Source organism: Paenibacillus diazotrophicus (assembly GCF_042610465.1).
Genome location: NZ_JBGJZN010000001.1, coordinates 1,633,887 through 1,653,180 on the forward strand (window position 1 = coordinate 1,633,887; position 19,294 = coordinate 1,653,180).

Annotated in this window: 18 protein-coding genes; 4 read left to right on the forward strand and 14 right to left on the reverse strand. The window is 49.0% G+C overall.

The window, feature by feature from the left end:
• The first annotated feature begins 90 nt into the window (after window positions 1–90).
• Together lacZ and ACAN54_RS07455 are read left to right on the forward strand one after the other, a co-directional pair.
• Window positions 91–3,210, forward strand: a complete 3,120-nt coding sequence (lacZ, locus tag ACAN54_RS07450; RefSeq protein WP_379152560.1) for a beta-galactosidase, LacZ type — start codon at window positions 91–93, stop codon at window positions 3,208–3,210.
• Window positions 3,211–3,476: 266 nt separating this feature from the next.
• Window positions 3,477–4,052 (forward strand): acetylglutamate kinase, encoded by a 576-nt coding sequence (locus ACAN54_RS07455; protein WP_379154141.1) that lies wholly within the window; start codon window positions 3,477–3,479, stop codon window positions 4,050–4,052.
• Between the two features lie 26 nt (window positions 4,053–4,078).
• Here the strand turns inward: ACAN54_RS07455 and ACAN54_RS07460 are convergent, their stop codons facing one another.
• The 9 genes from ACAN54_RS07460 to nirB form a co-directional block, all read right to left on the reverse strand.
• Window positions 4,079–5,443: a sedoheptulokinase gene (locus ACAN54_RS07460; protein WP_379152563.1), complete on the reverse strand. Its 1,365-nt coding sequence runs from the start codon at window positions 5,441–5,443 to the stop codon at window positions 4,079–4,081.
• Window positions 5,444–5,542: 99 nt separating this feature from the next.
• A complete protein-coding gene (locus tag ACAN54_RS07465; protein ID WP_379152566.1) occupies window positions 5,543–6,031 on the reverse strand; it encodes a VanZ family protein in 489 nt (162 codons plus the stop codon).
• Window positions 6,028–6,906: a M15 family metallopeptidase gene (locus ACAN54_RS07470; RefSeq protein WP_379152569.1), complete on the reverse strand. Its 879-nt coding sequence runs from the start codon at window positions 6,904–6,906 to the stop codon at window positions 6,028–6,030. The genes ACAN54_RS07465 and ACAN54_RS07470 overlap by 4 nt, the downstream gene beginning before the upstream one ends.
• A 106-nt stretch (window positions 6,907–7,012) precedes the next feature.
• On the reverse strand, window positions 7,013–8,107 hold the full coding sequence (locus ACAN54_RS07475; RefSeq protein WP_379152572.1) for a sensor histidine kinase: 1,095 nt from the start codon (window positions 8,105–8,107) through the stop codon (window positions 7,013–7,015).
• Window positions 8,100–8,789, reverse strand: a complete 690-nt coding sequence (locus tag ACAN54_RS07480; RefSeq protein ID WP_379152575.1) for a response regulator transcription factor — start codon at window positions 8,787–8,789, stop codon at window positions 8,100–8,102. The genes ACAN54_RS07475 and ACAN54_RS07480 overlap by 8 nt, the downstream gene beginning before the upstream one ends.
• A gap of 165 nt (window positions 8,790–8,954) precedes the next feature.
• Window positions 8,955–9,272: an iron-sulfur cluster biosynthesis family protein gene (locus tag ACAN54_RS07485; RefSeq protein WP_379152578.1), complete on the reverse strand. Its 318-nt coding sequence runs from the start codon at window positions 9,270–9,272 to the stop codon at window positions 8,955–8,957.
• Between the two features lie 133 nt (window positions 9,273–9,405).
• Window positions 9,406–10,173, reverse strand: coding sequence for a uroporphyrinogen-III C-methyltransferase (gene cobA / locus ACAN54_RS07490; RefSeq protein ID WP_379152581.1), 768 nt, complete (start codon window positions 10,171–10,173; stop codon window positions 9,406–9,408).
• Window positions 10,170–10,493: a nitrite reductase small subunit NirD gene (gene nirD / locus ACAN54_RS07495; protein WP_379154143.1), complete on the reverse strand. Its 324-nt coding sequence runs from the start codon at window positions 10,491–10,493 to the stop codon at window positions 10,170–10,172. The genes cobA and nirD overlap by 4 nt, the downstream gene beginning before the upstream one ends.
• A 2-nt stretch (window positions 10,494–10,495) precedes the next feature.
• The gene (gene nirB / locus ACAN54_RS07500; RefSeq protein ID WP_379152584.1) at window positions 10,496–12,943 is read right to left on the reverse strand and encodes a nitrite reductase large subunit NirB; all 2,448 of its coding nucleotides are present in this window, start codon (window positions 12,941–12,943) and stop codon (window positions 10,496–10,498) included.
• A 333-nt stretch (window positions 12,944–13,276) separates the two neighbouring features.
• Between nirB and ACAN54_RS07505 the strand changes: the two genes are divergently transcribed.
• Both ACAN54_RS07505 and ACAN54_RS07510 read left to right on the forward strand, forming a co-directional pair.
• Window positions 13,277–13,873 (forward strand): ANTAR domain-containing response regulator, encoded by a 597-nt coding sequence (locus ACAN54_RS07505; RefSeq protein WP_379152587.1) that lies wholly within the window; start codon window positions 13,277–13,279, stop codon window positions 13,871–13,873.
• 5 nt (window positions 13,874–13,878) lie between these two features.
• A complete protein-coding gene (locus ACAN54_RS07510) occupies window positions 13,879–14,937 on the forward strand; it encodes an anthranilate phosphoribosyltransferase (protein ID WP_379154145.1) in 1,059 nt (352 codons plus the stop codon).
• A gap of 80 nt (window positions 14,938–15,017) precedes the next feature.
• Here ACAN54_RS07510 and ACAN54_RS07515 read toward each other — a convergent pair whose 3' ends face one another.
• The 5 genes from ACAN54_RS07515 to ACAN54_RS07535 all read right to left on the reverse strand — a co-directional run bounded on the left by ACAN54_RS07515 (window position 15,018) and on the right by ACAN54_RS07535 (window position 19,290).
• Window positions 15,018–15,512, reverse strand: coding sequence for a DMT family transporter (locus ACAN54_RS07515; protein WP_379152591.1), 495 nt, complete (start codon window positions 15,510–15,512; stop codon window positions 15,018–15,020).
• Between the two features lie 48 nt (window positions 15,513–15,560).
• A complete protein-coding gene (locus tag ACAN54_RS07520; RefSeq protein ID WP_379152594.1) occupies window positions 15,561–16,265 on the reverse strand; it encodes a Crp/Fnr family transcriptional regulator in 705 nt (234 codons plus the stop codon).
• 15 nt (window positions 16,266–16,280) lie between these two features.
• Window positions 16,281–16,706 (reverse strand): DMT family transporter, encoded by a 426-nt coding sequence (locus ACAN54_RS07525; RefSeq protein WP_379152598.1) that lies wholly within the window; start codon window positions 16,704–16,706, stop codon window positions 16,281–16,283.
• Window positions 16,707–16,880: 174 nt separating this feature from the next.
• On the reverse strand, window positions 16,881–17,282 hold the full coding sequence (locus tag ACAN54_RS07530; RefSeq protein ID WP_379152601.1) for an NUDIX hydrolase: 402 nt from the start codon (window positions 17,280–17,282) through the stop codon (window positions 16,881–16,883).
• Between the two features lie 34 nt (window positions 17,283–17,316).
• Window positions 17,317–19,290, reverse strand: a complete 1,974-nt coding sequence (locus ACAN54_RS07535) for a GTP-binding protein (protein ID WP_379152605.1) — start codon at window positions 19,288–19,290, stop codon at window positions 17,317–17,319.
• Window positions 19,291–19,294 lie beyond the last annotated feature (4 nt).

Consider the following 19,294-nt stretch of genomic DNA (forward strand, 5'->3'; position numbering starts at 1 on the left):
ATATTGTGTTATGCAAGCGAATATTCTTCTATATATCTTGAAGTATTGGCATTTTATAATATGAATATAATAATATAAGGAGATGTTAATGTGCGCAACAAATTTACCTATGAACCCCCTGCAAATGGATACCCGGAATGGAATAACAACCCGGAGATTTTTCAGCTGAACCGCTTGGATGCGCATGCCTCCATGATCTCATATCCAAGTATCCCCGAAGCACTCAAGGGTGACAAGACCGCTTCGCCTAATTATCATCTGCTGAACGGAAATTGGAAGTTTGCATTTGCAGAGACGCCAGAGCAGCGGATCAAGGACTTTTATGCCGCAGATTATGACAGCAGCAGCTGGGCCGAAATCCCCGTCCCTTCCCATTGGCAATTTCAGGGTTATGACTACCCTCAATATACGAATGTCCGTTATCCATGGGCGGTATCCGAACCAGACTTGAAGCCTCCTTTTGCCCCAACCAAATACAATCCTGTAGGTTCCTATATCAGTACCTTTACAGTGCCTGAAGATTGGGCTGGCCAGCCAGTGTATATCAGTTTTCAGGGCGTAGAGTCTGCATTTTATGTGTGGGTCAATGGTGAACTTGTAGGTTATGGTGAAGATACCTTTACCCCTTCCGAATATGATATTACAGCTTATCTGCAAGATGGAGACAATACGCTGGCGGTTGAAGTGTACCGTTGGTGTGATGCCAGCTGGCTGGAGGATCAGGACTTTTGGCGGCTCAGCGGGATTTTTCGTGATGTCTACCTATATACGGCTCCTCCTGTGCATATTGCCGACTTCTTCGTGCACACCGACTTGGATGAGAATTACGCCAATGCTGAACTCAACGTTGATGTGAAGCTGGAGAACTATTTTAATACGGCAGCAGGCGCCTTTACGGTTGAAATGCAGCTGTATAACGGTGATGGCAAGAACGTATGGACCTCCCCGGTAACTACTGGCGCTTCCTTTGGAGAGGGTGGATTGCAGCAGCTTAAGCTTGGAGCCGAAGTTATCGGACCGGATAAATGGAGCGCCGAAAAGCCGAATCTGTATACTCTTGTCCTCTCATTGAAGAATGAACAGGGTGAATTGCAGGAAGCGGTCAGCACTAAGGTTGGCTTCCGTACCTTCGAAATTAAAGACGGACTGATGAAGATTAACGGCAAACGCATTGTCTTCAAAGGCACGAACCGTCATGAGTTCTCCTGTGAGACCGGACGTGCGCTTGGTAAAGAAGATATGATCCGTGATATCGAGCTGATGAAGTCTCATAATATCAATGCCGTGCGGACCTCTCATTATCCGAACCAGTCTATCTGGTATGAGCTGTGTGATGAATACGGACTCTACGTAATCGATGAGACCAATCTGGAGACACACGGTTCCTGGCAATATGGCCAAAAAGAGCTGAATGAGTACAACGTTCCTGCCAGCAGACCGGAATGGCGCGCCAATGTGCTGGACCGCTGTAATTCCATGATGCAAAGAGACAAGAACCATCCATCTGTTATCATCTGGTCGCTCGGTAATGAGTCGTTCGGAGGCGATAACTTTATCGCTATGCATGACTATCTTCGTGAAGCTGATCCGAGCCGGGTCGTTCATTATGAAGGCATCTTCCATTACCGGCCATCTGATGCGGCAAGCGATATTGAATCCACTATGTACATTAAGCCGCGTGATGTTGTCGAGTATGCTAAGAATGATCCGAAAAAACCTTATATCCTCTGCGAATACAGCCATGCTATGGGTAATTCATGCGGAGGTCTGCATTTATACACAGAGCTGTTCGATCAGTACGATATTATCCAGGGCGGCTTCATCTGGGACTGGGTCGATCAGGCGATCCGCACCACAACTGCCGACGGTATTTCTTATCTGGCGTATGGTGGAGATTTCGGCGAAACGCCGCATGACGGTAATTTCAGCGGTAACGGGTTGCTGTTCGCTGACCGATCCGTTACACCTAAACTGCTTGAAGTTAAGAAATGCTATCAGAATGTGAAAATAACCGCTGCGGACCTGGCTCAAGGCCGTTTTGAGATCCGCAACAACTACCTGTTTACAAACATCGCAGAGTTTGAGTTGAAATGGACAGTAGCCTTAGATGGTGTTGTTGTGCAGGAAGGTGTTGCACAGGTCTCTGCTGAACCAGGAGAAACGGCCGAATGTGTCCTTCCTTACGATCAGAGCACTTTGGTAAATGGACAAGAAGCAGTATTGACGCTGTCCTTCACGCAGCCTGCAGCGACCGCATGGTCTGAAGTTAACCATGAGATCGCCTGGGAACAATTTGTATTGTCTCCGCGTGTCGCAGTAAGCCCATCAGTGAATGCTGCCACTGGAAGTGCATTAAGTATCACAGAACAAGCGGATGTTCTTACCGTCCAGGGAGAAAGCTTTGCGCTGGCATTCCATAAGGCAAATGGCGACCTGTTCTCCTATACTTCGTCCGGGAAGGAACGCTTGCTTGCCCCGGTAAGACCTAATTTCTGGAGAGCGGTAACTGACAATGATCTGGGGAATGGACTCGATAAGCGTTGTGCAGTGTGGAGAGAGGTGTCCTACAACAGAACACTTACCGGGTTCTCCTACTCTGCCGGAGACAACCTTTGCATTGTGACAGTGAACTACCTGCTTGGCACTGAGCCTGCCTCCACTCTACTGCTGCAATACAAGATTACGCCAGACGGAAAGGTCGAGATTTCACAGGAGCTGAATCCAGGAAGCGATAAGCTGCCTGAAATCCCTGAATTCGGATTGCTATTTGAACTGGACAAGGAACTGGATACAATCTCCTGGTACGGTAAAGGTCCTCATGAGAACTATTGGGACCGCCAGACAAGCGCCAAGCTGGGACGTTATTCCGGCAAGGTAAGCGAACAGTTCGTGAATTACCTCAAACCGCAGGAGTGCGGCAACAAAACCGGAGTTCGCTTTGCTTCCCTAACGGAAAGTTCAACCGGCAACGGGCTTCACTTGGAGAGCAGCTTGCCGATGGAGATCAATGTGCTCCCTTGGACACCGGAAGAGCTCGAAGCGAGTGATCATGGCTACAAATTGGCGCCTTCCACCAAAAGTGTGCTGAGAGTTAATTACAAACAAATGGGTGTCGGCGGAGATGACAGCTGGGGAGCTCCAACACATGATGAGTTCACCCTGCCATCCAACCGTCCTTACAGCTTCCGCTTCACGTTATCTGTTCTTTAATCGTTCCTTTTTAAATGTTAGAAATTAGAAAAGGCGCATTTCCCTTCTTGAAGAGGGGAAACGCGCCTTTTTGATATCCTGAGAACACTTGGGCGGATATTCCATAAGATACGGTATACATGATCTAAACCAATTCTACTGGTACCAGTAATTACGAAGCTGGCGCCAGACAGTGATGCTACTCATTCTAAGGAGGAAATTCCATGCAATATGATTGGCGACCCTACTATCCCGCTGAGGGCAATCCGAATGCCAGTCACCAACCCATGTCAATGTACATGGCGGTGTCTTCTGAATGCCTGAGCAGACCGCAAGTGGATCTGATGAGTCTCATGAGGTCGCTCTGGGAGCAGCATGTAACGTGGACTGTGATTGCAATCCGCAGCCTTGTATATGGCTTACCTGACACAGATGAGACTTTGGCACGTCTCCTAAGGAATCCTTCAGACATGGGTGATGCCCTTAAGCCCTTTTACGGTGCGGCTGCAGGTGATGCTTACGCGCAGCTAATCAAAGAACATCTAGTCATTGCTGCCGACCTGGTAAAAGCCGCAAAAGCTGGAGATGAGACGGCTGCTGCAGCTGCCGAGAAGAAATGGGTTGCTAATGGCGATCAGATTGTCGAATTTCTCAGCCGCATTAATCCTTATTTCCCCAAAGAGGAATTCAGGCAAATGTTCTATCAGCATCTTGCATTAACCAAGGCGGAAGCTGTCAGTCTGCTCCAAAAGGATTATAAACAAAGTGTGCAGCTGTATGACTCCATTCAAAAGGGAGCGCTGGCCATGGCCGATATGATTACGAATGCGATCGTCAGCCAGTTCCCGCAAAGCTTCAGATGACATGCTTCACCCGGCGAACAGTAGCTTCATCCTAAGTATTGTCCAGCTTCCTTGAAGCTTCCAATCATCCCGGCGCCAACTGCCGCGCATAAGGCTGCTCCCACAGCAGCTTCCTCCGAAGCTGAACTTAGCGTAAGGGGCAGTCCGAACCGCTCTTCCACTTTCGTGCACAGAGCCGGATTTGCGCGCAGGGCGTTGCCGGAACCAATAAGTCCAGTCCAATGATTCTCCGGACTCATTTTCATAATGCGATCATAAAATGCATACAGCTCGTCAACCATACCCTGGAGAAATGCTTGGATCAGCAGACCTGGAGTGAAGTTGTCCAGCGTAATCCCTTCTATACTTCCCCGCGCATCAGGTTTCGACCTCGTGCCCATAAACTGCGGGTTGACTGACAGGCCGTGACCGGGCGTGTGACCGTCTCGAAGCAATATATCCATAAATGCGTACATATCTTCATGAGATTCTCCCGTGTATGCTTCTATCAGTTGACGAATGAACTTCTCCAGTAGCGCATAGGATTTGCCGCCGCTCAGCGCGGCTCCGACCATTAGCACACCACCACCCGGATAAGGCCGTGCTTCCAGCCCCTCAACCGGGATGCCAGAGTGATTCAGCATTACGGAGAACTGGCTTCCGGTCCCGATGTTCAGCAGCAGCGATTCTTCCGGAAACGGTACACTGCCAAGGAAGCTTGCCTGATTGTCCCCCAAAGATGTGAATACCGGAACCCCTTCGAGGGTTAAGCCAAGAAGTGTTCCGGATGGAGCTACCTTCGGCAACAGTTCAGTACTTATACCTGATCGTGTGATGGCCTCCTTATCGAAATCCCCCTCCGTGATGCTATAGCATCCCAGCCCGGCAGCTTGGGTGGAATCAATAAGTGGCAATGTTCTCCCGGCAAGTCTCATAGCGGCATAATCGGCAATGGTACAAAAGCTGACGGTTTCCGGCGGAACAAGACTGTGCTGCAGGTTATAGAAATGAGTTACCAGCCCATAGCCGGGAAAAACCGCGTATCCGGTATTTTCACCCAGTTTTTGTGCAAAGGTATAATCCTTATCGTAAGGCTGACCTCCTCTGCCATCCTGCCACGTATACAGTGGGGTCAGATGTTTCCCCGAAGCATCTGTATACAAGATACCGTGCATTTGTCCGGTCAGTCCGATACCTTGTATCCCTGGCTGCCATTCGAGTAGTTTGCTAAGTATGCCATGAACTATATTAAGAATGATTGAAGGATCTTGAAGACGCTCCCATTCTTGCTGGCTGACATTCAATTGTGCTGCATTCTTTTCAGTAATGGAGTGCAGGGTACGGCGTTGTTCCAGATCATAGACCATACCCGTAATGGAAGTCGTTCCTATATCGATTCCGATGATTCTCAAGTGCTTCCTCCTCTCAAAACTTAGCCCATACATGAATTATAGCTTGTTCCGTTTTGGTCGCCAGTTCTAAATCAAGCCATTCTTTGCGTCCGCACAGACTTACACTTTCTTTGAGAGGGCAATTGGCTGAGTGATGATTATTCTGCTGATGGCATATCCAATCAGTCCTCCGAGCACGTTCAGAATAAGATCATCCACATCAAAGCTCCCCATGGCTAAAAGAATCTGGGTGCCTTCCAGTGCCGCGCTCCATGCGAAAGAGTATATGAAAGCAGTGAACAAGCCTCCTCTTCCAATTAACCTTACGATTATTCCTTGCGGAATAAAAAGTGCAATATTCCCGAACAGATTTATGAAATCATTGGGATTCGAGAGCCGTTCCAGATTACGGTTAATGGAGACAAAGGGTGTAAAGTTGGCAAACGCCAGGCGGTTCTGAATCATCCCGGGAACCTCCAACACATTATGCAGCTGATACCAGAGTGCTCGGATGTCTACAGGCCCATATTTGAACAAAATTATTTTGACCAGCAGGTACAAATATACAGCATATCCTAAGATAATAAGCTTCCTGTTCCATTTCTTCATGATGTCACCCACTTACTCAGTTGCACAGTGACTATTACCCCATCCATGTTGTTGCCGGATATTTCATAAGGATGCCCTGCCGGCAATTGAACACTGTCAAGCTCTAAACCCGGTACATATAGAATCAGATACTTTCGATTGTCGACCATAACCTGCAGACGCTTCCGTTTCTTCAAGTCAGCAAGATATTCCTCCAGGACCTGGTGCTTCTCCTTCATCAGCAGACTGTGCGGCAAACCGACATAACGGAAATGCCAGGCCTCGTATTGAATTCCGGTGATATTCGTCTTATCGGCAGGATACCTCAGTATAAATCCATAATGCCACGCATTAGCCTGTAGCCACTCCCCCTCCGGAGAATGGGCAATCTCACCTTGCGAGGAGCCGATGTCCAGCGATAAGCCTGTGTTATGCTCACTGTGACCTGCGGGAAGCGCGTAATCCGCTCCTTTTTCACGATAGAGCTTGCGTTGTTCCGCTTGATCCCGGTACCCGCTGCTGATGCGGAAATGCTCCACTCCGTCCTTGGCAGCCGCTTCGGTCAATTTCGAGAACCTTTCGGTTACACTGCGTGACATTTCAATGGATGGATCCAGCAGTTCAAAGCCTTGGGTTAACTCATCATGCTGTGAAAGTGCAACGATATCCTTAGATACCCCTTTCTTATGTACAGAATAATCTTTGTTGACCAAAATGAGATTCCCCTGGTGAATTTGTTCTTTGTCTATCTTTATAGTGATGTAGTCTTCTGCAGATGCAGATAGAGCAGCCGGGTGCTCCTGAATGGAGGGTTCTTTTGCCAGCAGTCCTTCCTTTAGACAAAACCTGAATGCGATGACCAGCAAAACAATGAACAAAAAAAGCCACTTTTTCAATGCAAGCATCTCCCTTTACCGTATGTTTCACCAGAATATAGGAAAAAGCTTAAATACAAAGTGGCCTAAAAATTAAATTTTTCTTAAATTACAGCTTGGATTCATATCAGGGCTTAAGCGGTAAGGTCACTTTGAAAATCGTAGAGGTTACACTACTCTCTGCGGAGATGGTGCCACCATGGCGCTCAACGATATTTTTGGCGATAAAAAGCCCTAGTCCCGTACTCTTCGTATCCGATGTGCGTACCTGGTCCCCGGTATAGAACATATCAAACAGAAATGGCAGCTCTTCCGGTGAAATGAAATGTCCGTAATTCATGACCTCAACAACCGCATGGCTGTCTTCCACTTTACAATGGATATCCACATATTGACCATCCCTGCCGTAACGTGCGGCATTGGTCAGAAGATTCTCAAAGACACGGGCCAGCAGTTCTCCTTCCGCCGGTATCATCAGTTGCGGTACGATATGGAGCCTTGCAACCAGCTTGTTCTTCTCGAACAGCGGATACAGCTCTTCATTAAGCTGGAACAGCAGCTCGCTGAGATCGATGGGTTTCTTCTCCACCGTAAGCATTCCGTAGTTCATTCGGGTAATCTCGAATAGCTCTTCAATCAGCTTCTCCAGACGCTGTGATTTGGTATACGCAATCCGGGTGTAATGCCTTGCCTGCTCCGCAGACAAATCGGTAGTATTCAAGATATAGTCCAGGTAGCCCAGCACCGAAGTCAGCGGCGTACGGATATCATGCGCCAGATTCAGTACCAGCTGATCCTTACTGCTCTCAGCAAAATCCCCCCTTGCGACAGCCCCTTGCAGCTGCTCACTAGCCCGGTTAATATCATCAGCAATTGCCTGGAACTCGTCATGGGAGGCAATGTCCACGCGGGCACTGAATTCTCCGTTGGCGAGACTGTGAATGCCTGAGGATATTTGTTCAAAATAGGTAGCATAACGTTTGGTCAGCAGGAAGAAAAACAGGATCGCGAGCGGCACAAACAGAATTAAAAAAAAGTTAACATCCCCGACCCGGTTCATGAAGACCCGCACGCGTACAATATCATCTTCTGCCAGGACCTGTTCATGATAGTACATCTGGAGCCCTTTATAGACCAGATAGGTGAAAAAACCGGAGATCAGCATACTGAGTCCGAACAGCATCAGCATACTTGTACGGAAACTGCGTTGTGGTCTAGCCATTGAACGTATACCCTACTCCCCACACGGTTTTGATGAATTTCTTAGGGTCCTCACCCAGCTTCTTCCGGAGGGTGCGGATATGGACCATCACCGTATTCCCGCTGTCGTAGTATGACTCGCCCCATACCTGCTCGAAAAGATTCTCTGCACTGAATACCTTGTTCGGATGGCTGGCAAGCAGGTACAAAATATCGAATTCCTTCGGGGTCAGCTCCGCCGTCTGCCCATAGATTGAAACTGTGCGTTTATCCGGATCAATGATCAATCCTCCCACCTGCAGGATGGACGTAATGTCTGTATCCGGCTGATTCAGCTGCATGGCCCGGCGAAGCTGGGCATTGACCCGCGCCACCAGTTCCATGGGGTTGAAGGGTTTGGTCATGTAGTCGTCGGCACCAAGAACCAGCCCCGTGATCTTATCCAAATCCGAAGCCTTAGCACTCAAAAAAATGATCGGCATGCGGTGCTGCTCACGAATCTGCCGGGTAACCTCATGACCATCAAGCCCGGGCATCATGATATCCAGTATGGCCAGATCGACAGGCTGTGTTTGCACGGTCTGGATAGCTGCAAGCCCGTTCAGAGCTTTGACCGTAAGATAGCCCTCCTTCTCCAGGTTCATGGCTATCAGATCAGCGATCTCCGCCTCATCATCCGCTATTAAGATTGTAATCGGCTTCATTGGTTACAGCCTCCTGTTTCAGATTCCACTATTATACTGGAAACTGCTTTTGGGGTCACTCTTTCGGTCCATCCACTTCCACACACAAACAAATCGCTCTTTATAGAATGGGGGGTTATCCCGCCATTATAAAGAGCGATTCGTTATGTCAGGGGACCTTCATCCTTACCGGAGATCCTTAATTCTTAGGTTCGAGCTTAACAGTCCGGATGGACTCGTCAGCTTATAGGAAGGGTAGTTCTCTTCTGCTTGCAGCGTCATAGTGGAATCAAACAATGATTCCTGCTGGCGGTCACACACGAAGACGAAGGGCTCGTTCTGTATAACGATGTCCGTATCGTTAGGTCTGTCTACAATCTGGATCACAAGAACTCCATTGCAGCCGCAATCCTCGGTATCGTAGAACAGCTTAAGATATCCCGGCTTACCACCCAAATTTTCTTCAAGGCGTCCGCTTGTCACTTGGTCTAGTAGAATCTGCATCTCACCGTTCTCTCCCTTGCATCAGTAAAGTTCAACACTGTAATCTGTGCAAAGTATAGTCCGTTTGAGGCTCTAAGTCCAGTGATTGGGGTCACTTCAATTATGACACTCCGGCAAATTGGCATAAGCAGCATTAACCGATCCGAGAGCGTACACCCTTCTCCAGCCGCAGTAGCTGATCTCTTACCGCCACGGATTCACCAATAATAATAAGTGCCGGATTGCTGATCTTCAGTGCGGTAGCGAGCTTATCTATATTTCCCAGTGTTCCTGTGATGACCCGTTCATGGACAGTCGTTCCATTCTCGATCAGGGCAGCCGGAGTCGCTGGACTCTTCCCGTACTTAAGTAACTGCTGCCGGATGTCACTTAGCGTACTGACACCCATATAAATAACGAGCGTATCTACACTATGGACAAGACCCTCCCAGTGTGCAGCTGAAGTCTGATCGTGGCAGCGGCTTCCAGTCACAATTGCAAAAGACGCAGCCAGCCCGCGGTGTGTCAGCGGAATGCCGGCAGAGGCGGCGGCGCCGATAGCCGAGGAGATACCGGGAATGACTTCATAATCGATGCCGGCTGCAGCAACAGCCAATGCTTCCTCTCCGCCTCTCCCGAAGACATAGGGGTCTCCTCCCTTTAACCGGACAACATGATTACCTGCAGAAGCGTATTTAATAATTAGATTCTCGATAGCTTCCTGTGGCATGGAATGATGTCCGGGCGCTTTGCCGACATAGATCCGCAGTGCCTCTGGTTTGCCGTAACTAAGAATTTCATCGTTCACCAGCCGGTCATAGAGAATTACATCAGCGGTTTGAATTCTGCGCATGGCTTTGACTGTAAGAAGTTCTGGGTCACCGGGACCCGCTCCTACAATAGACACGCTTCCCTGGATCATAGGCTTCCCTCCAGAGTTAAATAGATGGAACCGGTTCTCCTGTCCACTTCGACCTCATAAGTGACTACGTGACCATGATCCGGCGCCTGTACATCCCCGCTGTGCAGATCAATGCGCCAATCATGCATCGGACAGTGCACCTTAGAACCACAGACCATTCCTTCCGACAAGACTCCGCCTTTATGTGGACATTTATTCTCTAGAGCAAGCACTTCGCCATCTGAGAGGCGGAATAGTGCGATTTCTTTGTCACCCATTCTGACGATCCGGGAGCCCTTCACATCAATATCCGTCACCTTGCCCACCAGCATTTTGGTCATTGTCATATGGCTTCCCCCTTCAGTACCGTCTTCGTCTCAGACAGTTGCTCGAAATTTTTACGCAGCTCCGGTTCATTTACGATTTGCTTCCAAGGATCGGTTGTAAGACTGAGCGCATGCTGGATTCTCTCCTGAAGGGCCAGACGATCCTCCTGTAACTCCAGTGCAGCCTTGATACTGTCCAGGCCCACCCGTTCAACCCACTGTGCGGTCCTTTCGTTCCATCCGGCATTCTCGCGGTAATATTGAAGGAAAGCGCTGGCCCACTCCATAACCTCATCATCCGTTTTGACCACACAGAGCAGGTCAGTTGCCCGTACATGTACGCCGCCATTGCCTCCAACATGCAGTTCCCATCCGCCATCAATCGCGACTACGCCAAAATCCTTAATCGTAGCTTCCGCGCAATTGCGGGGACAACCGGATACAGCAAGCTTAACCTTACCTGGGGTGTTGAGCCGTTCGAATGCTTTCTCAAGCTTGATCCCCATCCCCATGGCATCCTGGGTTCCGAACCGGCAGAAGGTGGAGCCCACGCAGGTTTTAACCGTACGCAAGGTCTTGCCGTAGGCGTGACCTGAAGGCATATCCAGCTCTTCCCACATCTTGGGCAGATCTTCTTTTTTGACTCCGAGCAGATCCAATCTTTGACCACCGGTAAACTTCACCAGAGGAACATCAAATTTAGCAGCAACCTCTGCGATCTTCATGAGTTCAGCTGGTGAGGTTACCCCGCCGTAGATTCGGGGAACCACAGAATAGGTTCCATCTTTCTGGATATTGGCGTGATAACGTTCGTTGGTAATGCGTGATTCCTTCTCATCCACATATTCTTCCGGCCACAGCATTCCCAGATAATAGTTCAATGAAGGCCGGCATTTGGGGCAGCCCTCTTCATTGTTCCATTCCAGGACATTCATGACTTCCTTGACGGTCTTCAGCTCCATGCGCTTGATCTCCGCGACAATCTCGTCACGCCCCAAGGTGGTACAGCCGCATATTCCTTCTTTAATTGTCACGACATGATCTCCAGCATATAATTGCAGAAGTCCTTCTACCAGAGGTTTGCAGCCGCCGCAGGATGCAGAGGCTTTGGTGCAGGCCTTGATCTGGCCGACACTCGTGCAGCCGCCAGTTTGAATCGCTTCCGCGATGGCTCCTTTGGAAACTCCATTGCAGCCGCAAATAATTTCATCATCGGCCATCCCCTCAAGCCGGTTGCCTTTGGGAGAAGCCAGCGCGTCGGAGGATATGCCGAGCAGCAGCTCTTTTTCTTTCCCTTTAATATTCTCTCCGTTCTTAATCATGGAGAAGAGCTGTGCACCGTCACCGGTGTCACCGAACAAAACCGCGCCGACCAGCTTGTCATCCTCAATCACCAGCTTCTTATAGACCCCGTCTATCTCGTCCTGATATCGAAGCGCCCGGGTACCGGGCCGCTCAATGAACTGTCCTGCCGAGAATACATCGACACCCGATACCTTGAGTTTGGTTGAAGTTACAGATCCGGAATAACCTTCCGTTGCGACCCGTGCCAGTCTTTTGGCAAGAACCGCACCTTGTTCATACAGCGGAGCTACAAGTCCATAAGCAATCCCTCTATGCTCTGCACATTCACCCACAGCGTAGATTCCAGGAACATTGGTCTCCATAAAATCATTGACGATAATGCCCCGGTTAATCGCTATGCCGCTTTTCTGCGCCAGCTCAACATTCGGTTTGATGCCTACTGCCATAACGATCAGATCCGCCTCAGCAACTTCCCCGTCTGCGAATAGCAGACTTTTGACTCTCTTTTTGCCGAGAATCGCTTCGGATTGTTTGCTCAGCAGGAACTTCATCCCCTGCTCTTCCAGCTCCTTACGGAGCATGATGGATGCCGGTTCATCTAACTGGCGCTCCATAATATAGGGATGAATGTGCACAACGGATACTTCCATTCCCAGATGCAGCAAGCCTCTGGCCGCTTCCAATCCCAGCAGCCCTCCGCCGATAACCACTGCTTTACGGTACACTTGTGAGGTTTCCTGCATAATCTGACAATCCTTAATGTCGCGGAAAGCAATTACGCCTTCCTTATCAGCTCCCGGCAGCGGCAGCATGAACGGATTGGAGCCTGTAGCCAGAATCAGTTCATCATACGGCAGCACCACCCCTTGATCCGAGTATACTTTGCGCTGCACAGTATCGATATTTGTAATGGTATGACCCATGTATAGACGGATCCCGTGGCTGTGATACCACTCCAGATCATTGATTACGATTTCTCCCATGCTGCTCCCGCCTGCCAGAACAGAGGACAGCATAATCCGGTTGTAATTCGGATGCGGTTCGGAGCCGAAGATGGTAATCTCGTAAGCCTCCGGGGATAACTTCAATAAATGTTCGATGGCCCGTACCCCCGCCATTCCGTTACCCACCAATATGAGTTTTTTGCGAATATCTGACATCTGTCTCTCTCCTCTCCATGTGAGCAACAGAAAAAGCCCGCTTCACTCCGCACGGAAACATACATCTTCCGTTTGCGAAAAAGTGAAAGCAGGCGCCATTGCCGCTTCAAGCGAATACACCATTGTATTCGTAGACTTGATGAATTTGTTAAAACGACTATACTACAGGAACTCCAATTACGTCAATATTGTTAACACATAAATTTTTGATTTTTAAATTTATCGACAAAGCAACCTCTTCTGTGTTATATAATATTACATCATCTATCTTTCGTGCACGCTGCTGCTGGTTGATCACAACCGGTGACTACGATATAAAAGGAGCGTCAAACTATGCATTCCCTGTTGATTATTCAGAATAACAAGACAGAGAACGTCAGAGAAGAGCGTTCATCAACAGGCCCGGATACCCTGCTTCGTTCATGCGGCTATGTAATCTCAGCGGCAGCTTCGCCAGAAGAGGCCATGCGGATGATCAGAGATGCGGATGCCTCTATCCTTGATCTTCCGATTACGGAGATCCAGACCTGGAGAACCTCGCTGATGAAGTGCAAAACCGCTCCAATTCTATGGTGGTGCACTTCATCCACCTCAACCTTATCGGTCGCTGCCTGTGAAGACGACATTATGGTGGACGGAATCTTATCCCCTTCCATGCAGCCGCAGGAAATTCATTGGATTCTTCATTTCAGCGCCAGACAATGCTTTGAGCGCCAGCAATGGCTGAAGGAGCGGGAGCAGCTTCTATCGCGGATTGAAGAACGCAAATGGATTGATATGGCTAAAGGAATCCTCTCCAAAGCCAAAAACATCAGTGAATCCGAAGCCTATGATCTTCTTCGTAAGCAGGCTATGAACGAACGCAAGCGGATGGTTGATGTAGCCACTTCTATCGTCAAAGTGTATCAGCTGCTGCAGGATCAAACTTAAGGAGAATCCATATGATTAATATTCTAAAAGAAGTCGCCCGGGGTAAACGGGGAGCCCGTGACTTAACGTATGAAGAAGCGGAAGCCGCAGCTGAATCGATACTGAATCTGACGGCTTCTCCGGTCCAGATCGGCGCCTTTCTGATTGCCGAGCGCATCAAACTGGAAAGCTTCGAAGAGCTGGAGGCCTTTGTATCGGTCTGCCGCAAACATGCCCACCGTGAACCGGTTCTACAGGGACTGGATTGTGCAGGTCCATATGACGGCCGGAAAAAATCGTTCGCCGCCACCTTTCCGACCTCTTTTGTCCTAGCGGCAGCCGGCCTTCCTGTCACACTTCACGGATCAGCTTCCTTACCGCCAAAATGGGGAATTACCCTGCAGGATATTATTCAGGAAACCGGGATTGAGATTAGTGCACTCAGCAAAGCTGAAATGATTGAGTCCGCCGGCAAGAGCGGTGTGCTGTTCGTCGATTCGGAAAAGTGGTGTCCGCCTCTAGCGGACATTCGCAATCTCCGTGAGGATATTGGTATGCGTACCATCTTCAATACGGTAGAAAAGCTGATTGACTATTCCTGTTCGCCTTACATTGTATATGGTATTTATCACAACACTGTGTTTGACCGTATATCCAGAATGATTATCAAGCTTGGTTATCGAAAAGGCTTGGTTGTGCAAGGTGCCGAAGGGTCAGAAGATCTATACATCGACCGCCCCAACCGCGTATATTCCATTTCCGGCGGTACCGCCCAATTGGATATTATTGATCCGGAATCGCTTGGCCTGGAGACTCCTGTGCCGGAAATGGACTGGACCCCGCGTCAGCAGCTGTTGATGGCGGAAGCTGTACTTCAAGGCGAAGGCCACCTGGCCTTTTATAATCAAGTGCTGTTAAATGGTGCAGCACGGCTCCATCTGGCCGAGAAGGTTAATTCGATTGAAGAAGGTGTGTATACCTGCAAGCATCTGCTGGATAACGGGGATGCCTGGGAAGCCTATCAGCAATGGAAACACTCGCTCCTGGGCAGCAAAGCCCCTTCCGGATACGGACTGTCCATCTAAGATTATAAAAAGCGCGCATCCGTGGCATTGCGGATACGCGCTTTTTGTTCAATTATGGACATTGTAAGGGTTATGGATTCTCACTTCAGATTCAAGGCCTGCTGCGGCTTGCCGGACGAAGGTTCACTCTCAGGTGATCGCGCCCCACCTAATTTGAACACCAGAATCCCCCCAACGATGACCAGCACCCCAATCAGTTTATTGATGGTAAATGGTACCTTTTCCAGACCCAGCCAACCCAGTGAATCCCACAGAAGCGCAAAACCAAGCTGTGAAGTAAGCACGATCGAAATTGCATAAGTGGGTCCGAGCAGCCGGGTAGCCTGCACCAGACAGATGACCACGCCAACACCAATCATGCCGCTGAACCAGTACCAGGGCTGCATATGCTGCAGTGTGAACATGTCGGCGCCTTCCATAATCACTCCCATCAGAAGTGAAGCGATAAATCCCATTCCCAGCACCAAGGTTGTAGTCGTCCAGGAACCCGTATGCTCATTAACTTTAGTGTTAAAAATATTCTGCAGACTCACCAGCGAACCGGCAATTAACGCCAGTAAAATTCCTATTAACATTTCTTACTCACTCCATTTCACGTGTGTACGATATTTGCTCCAGATGACTCAGCTCTGTTCATAAATGTTGCGGCTCGCAAGTTTGATAAGTCCTGCCCTATCTTTTACTAGAATGTGACCGTTACTCCGTTCAATCAGACCCTCCAGGCTAAGCTTCTGAATGATACGGTTCAGATGCCTGTAGCTCGTGCCAATAAAATTGGCGGTATCTGTAAGGTTGATCGTATTCAGCTGCCCAGTAAAGTTGGGGTCAGATTCATCGAATGAGATCGACAGCAAGTAGCTGGCCAGCCGCACCTCCACCGGATGCATCAGATTGAGGCTCAGGAAATTAGATTTGCGGTAGAACTTTTGGGTGATAATCTCCAGTAAGAACTGCAGCAGCGGCGGATGATCCTTACCGTATCTATTCAACCAGCGGTACTCTATACCAAGCATATACACAGGAGATACAGCCTCCACCGTGTTGAGCCGTTCCGTGTTTTGAATATATTCCACATCACCGATCAGCTCCAGCGGGGTTTTGAAAGAGATGATCAGTGTTTTCCCTTCAGGCGTTGTGGTATAGATTTTGAGCTTTCCCTTGACCAGAATATATAAATATTCGGAAGGATCTCCTTTGGAGCAGATATGCTCCCCTTGTTCGAAGCTGTACAGGTGCATGTGTTCTTTCAGCGGTTCATTAAGTATAGACTCCAGATCATGTGCTGCAATGTATCCCTGAACCTGCTCCGAATCCAGAATTTCTTTCATGGTCTGCACCCGTCCTTAGAATTTCAATATGACCACACCGACAATCATCATACCAATCCCGATAAATTGCGGAAGCCGCATCTTTTGCTTCATGACGCCAAACCACCCTTTAATATCAATCACAAAGGTCAGGCAGAGCTGGGCAATAAGCAGGGCAGAGATCGTCAGCGTAACGCCAATACCTTGAATTGCAGTAACTTCACTGAAAATAATAAAAGCGGCCAGCGCACCACCCAGCAAATATAAAGGTTTGACCTGCTTGAATCCCTGTTTCTTCGCATCGCGTACGAACAGCAGGATCATTAGCGCCATCAGGAATCCGATGAACTGCGTTATCGTTGCGGCCTGCCATGTGCCGATATCCTGACTAATCCTCGCGTTAGCTACTCCTTGTAAGGTTATACAAGCCCCAGCGATAAATGCAAAAATAATCCCTTTCATAACTTCTCTCCTCTATGTTTATCTCTGTCTTCATTAAAAGTCATAATCCCCATTTACGGTAGGACATATGTCCTGAACAGATATTTCTGTTTAACCGTATCGCATTCTATAGACAAAACAAAGCCCGTCTCAGGCCTAAAAAGGCTTAAAACGGGCATACACATTGCAATAGTATTAGTCCAGTAGCTTCATCTCATGTAGCTGATCAAAAATGATCCGGCTGACAGCCGAGACCCGCTCCCGGTCTTCATAGACAAGCCAGTTAAGCTCGGCAATCTCCGAGGCCGGTGACAATTCTCCAGTGTAATCGGCGGTAAAACAGGTCATCTTCACCTGTATACCCTCTGTTTTGCCATGTGCCGGTGCTTCAAAAATGCCAAACCGTATAGCAGTATCCGGAAGAATTTCTACTGACAACTCCTCCCTCACTTCCCGGATCAGCGTCTCTGCATCCGTCTCACCGGGTTCTCTTTTTCCACCGGGAAAATAATAGGTATCTTTACCATGGGAACGTGCCCCCAGCACACGCCCTTCCCGGATCAGAATCCAGGCAACCTTATCGATTATTTCACGCATAACGACATCAGCCTCCTGAGCATTTCCCCGCCGTTCAGCTTACGGGCAAAAAATCATTTTTGATATGCATATACTCTTGTGCTTCATCCCAAGGTACTGAATAAGACTGCCCTTTGGAACAAAAAATTGATGAAGAAGGATAGGCCGGATCAGCATCCTTATTATAGTTTTTGAGGGCGACTACCGTTTCTGTCTGGTGGCAAGGCTGGTACTCGGAGACTTTTAGCGATAAAGCCCCTTTTCCTTGGGTCATAGAAGCAAGTCGCACTGCGTAATTCATAAAAGTAGCTACGGGAACCTTGCCGGTAACCACTGCTTTGCTTTCGGTTATCTCCGGTGGATCAAATGTACCGCTGGCCTGCTGTATATCCGTCATTACTTTACCTAGATAATCTGAGTCTATCCTGATTTTGAAGTCGTAGACAGGTTCCAGCAGGATATTCTCTGCTTGTTCAAGCCCCTGACGCAAGGCCCGCAGCGCCGCTTCCCGAAAATCTCCGCCATGAGTATGCTTGTTATGCGCTCTTCCGCTAAGAAGCGTCATCCGCAGATCGGTGAGCGGAGAACCTGTAAGCAGGCCATGGTGTCCGCTCTCCAGCAGAACTTGTCCGATCTGATGCTGATAACCCACCGCAAGCTCATCGGGATGGCATGCATTAATGAAATGTAGCCCGCTGCCCCGTTCTCCCGGCTCCAGCTTCAGCAGAACCTCTGCATAGTGCTTCAATGGCTCAAAATGTCCGCAGCCATACACTGCCGCAGCAATCGTCTCCTTGTACAGAATCTCTGGCGGGCCAAAAGCTACCGGGATCATGAACCGTTCCCGCATCATCTGCTCCAGAATCTCCAGCTGAATCTGGCCCATCACCTGGATATGGAGCTTCTGCAATGTCACATCCCAGCTCACATTCAGTGACGGGTCCTCTGCCCCCAGCAGTTGAAAGGCATTCAGAACCTCCTTCAAATGAACGGGAGGCTCGAACAAGACCTTGGACTTTAGCGTGGGAACCAGTTCGCTGTCTCTTCTGTCCTGCAAAGCTCCCACACCATCGCCCGGCTTCGCCTTCGACAGACCGATCACAGCAAACAACTCTCCTGCTGCAGCCCAATCCACGGAAGTATGTTTCACACCATTTACTTTACGGATTCCGGTAATCCGTTCAGGATCAGCCTCATCCTCAGGCCTGCAAACCAGCTCATCTCTTACTTTGAGCATACCCTGCAGCGCTTTGATATAGGTAATGCGGGTCCCTTTGTCATCATGGCGGATCTTGTATACTCTTCCGGCAAAAGGAAGGCTAGCATCATAATCGGAATAGGTCAGGTACTCCAGCTTATCCAGAAAAGAATCGATTCCGAGATCCAGCAATGCTGATCCCTGCATGCACGGAAATAACTTACCCTCACGGACCATGGACCTCACCGCTGCCTGCCAATCCGATTCACTCATGGACCCCTCAAAATAAGCATCCAGAATATGCTCATCACGTTCAGCAAGGCTCACCTTCAGCTCCTCGGGCAATACTGTACCTACCCATTCCGGGAGAAGAATTGCGCCATCACTAAGCTGGGTGAGTATTTCTTCGTACACACGCTGTGGATCTGCACCCCTACGGTCCGTTTTGTTGATAAAAAAGAAGGTTGGAACCCCGTGACTGCGCAGCAGATGCCATACCGTTTCTGTATGGCCTTCCACACCTTCAACAGCGCTGACAATCACCACGGCATAGTCCAGCACCTGCAGCGTACGTTCCATCTCTGGTGAGAAATCGACATGTCCGGGAGTATCCAGCAGAAAGTACCGCGTATCTCCGCGCACAAATTCAGCCTGATCGGCAAATACAGTTATTCCGCGTGCCTTTTCAATCTCATGGGTATCCAGAAACGTATCTTTATGATCTACTCTACCCCGGCTGCGAATGGCCTGGGTATGATAGAGCAGCTGCTCGGCAAATGTCGTTTTGCCAGCATCGACATGTGCGAGCAGTCCGATGGTTAAATTCTTCATATTG

Coding starts and splice junctions, on each gene's coding strand:
- ACAN54_RS07525 (WP_379152598.1), bottom strand. CDS start 16,706: ATGAAAGGGATTATTTTTGCATTTATCGCTGGGGCTTGTATAACCTTA.
- ACAN54_RS07530 (WP_379152601.1), bottom strand. CDS start 17,282: ATGCGTGAAATAATCGATAAGGTTGCCTGGATTCTGATCCGGGAAGGG.
- ACAN54_RS07505 (WP_379152587.1), top strand. CDS start 13,277: ATGCATTCCCTGTTGATTATTCAGAATAACAAGACAGAGAACGTCAGA.
- ACAN54_RS07535 (WP_379152605.1), bottom strand. CDS start 19,290: ATGAAGAATTTAACCATCGGACTGCTCGCACATGTCGATGCTGGCAAA.
- ACAN54_RS07455 (WP_379154141.1), top strand. CDS start 3,477: ATGTCAATGTACATGGCGGTGTCTTCTGAATGCCTGAGCAGACCGCAA.
- ACAN54_RS07485 (WP_379152578.1), bottom strand. CDS start 9,272: ATGCAGATTCTACTAGACCAAGTGACAAGCGGACGCCTTGAAGAAAAT.
- ACAN54_RS07520 (WP_379152594.1), bottom strand. CDS start 16,265: ATGAAAGAAATTCTGGATTCGGAGCAGGTTCAGGGATACATTGCAGCA.
- cobA (WP_379152581.1), bottom strand. CDS start 10,173: ATGATCCAGGGAAGCGTGTCTATTGTAGGAGCGGGTCCCGGTGACCCA.
- nirB (WP_379152584.1), bottom strand. CDS start 12,943: ATGTCAGATATTCGCAAAAAACTCATATTGGTGGGTAACGGAATGGCG.
- nirD (WP_379154143.1), bottom strand. CDS start 10,493: ATGACCAAAATGCTGGTGGGCAAGGTGACGGATATTGATGTGAAGGGC.
- ACAN54_RS07480 (WP_379152575.1), bottom strand. CDS start 8,789: ATGAAGCCGATTACAATCTTAATAGCGGATGATGAGGCGGAGATCGCT.
- ACAN54_RS07465 (WP_379152566.1), bottom strand. CDS start 6,031: ATGAAGAAATGGAACAGGAAGCTTATTATCTTAGGATATGCTGTATAT.
- ACAN54_RS07475 (WP_379152572.1), bottom strand. CDS start 8,107: ATGGCTAGACCACAACGCAGTTTCCGTACAAGTATGCTGATGCTGTTC.
- ACAN54_RS07515 (WP_379152591.1), bottom strand. CDS start 15,512: ATGTTAATAGGAATTTTACTGGCGTTAATTGCCGGTTCGCTGGTGAGT.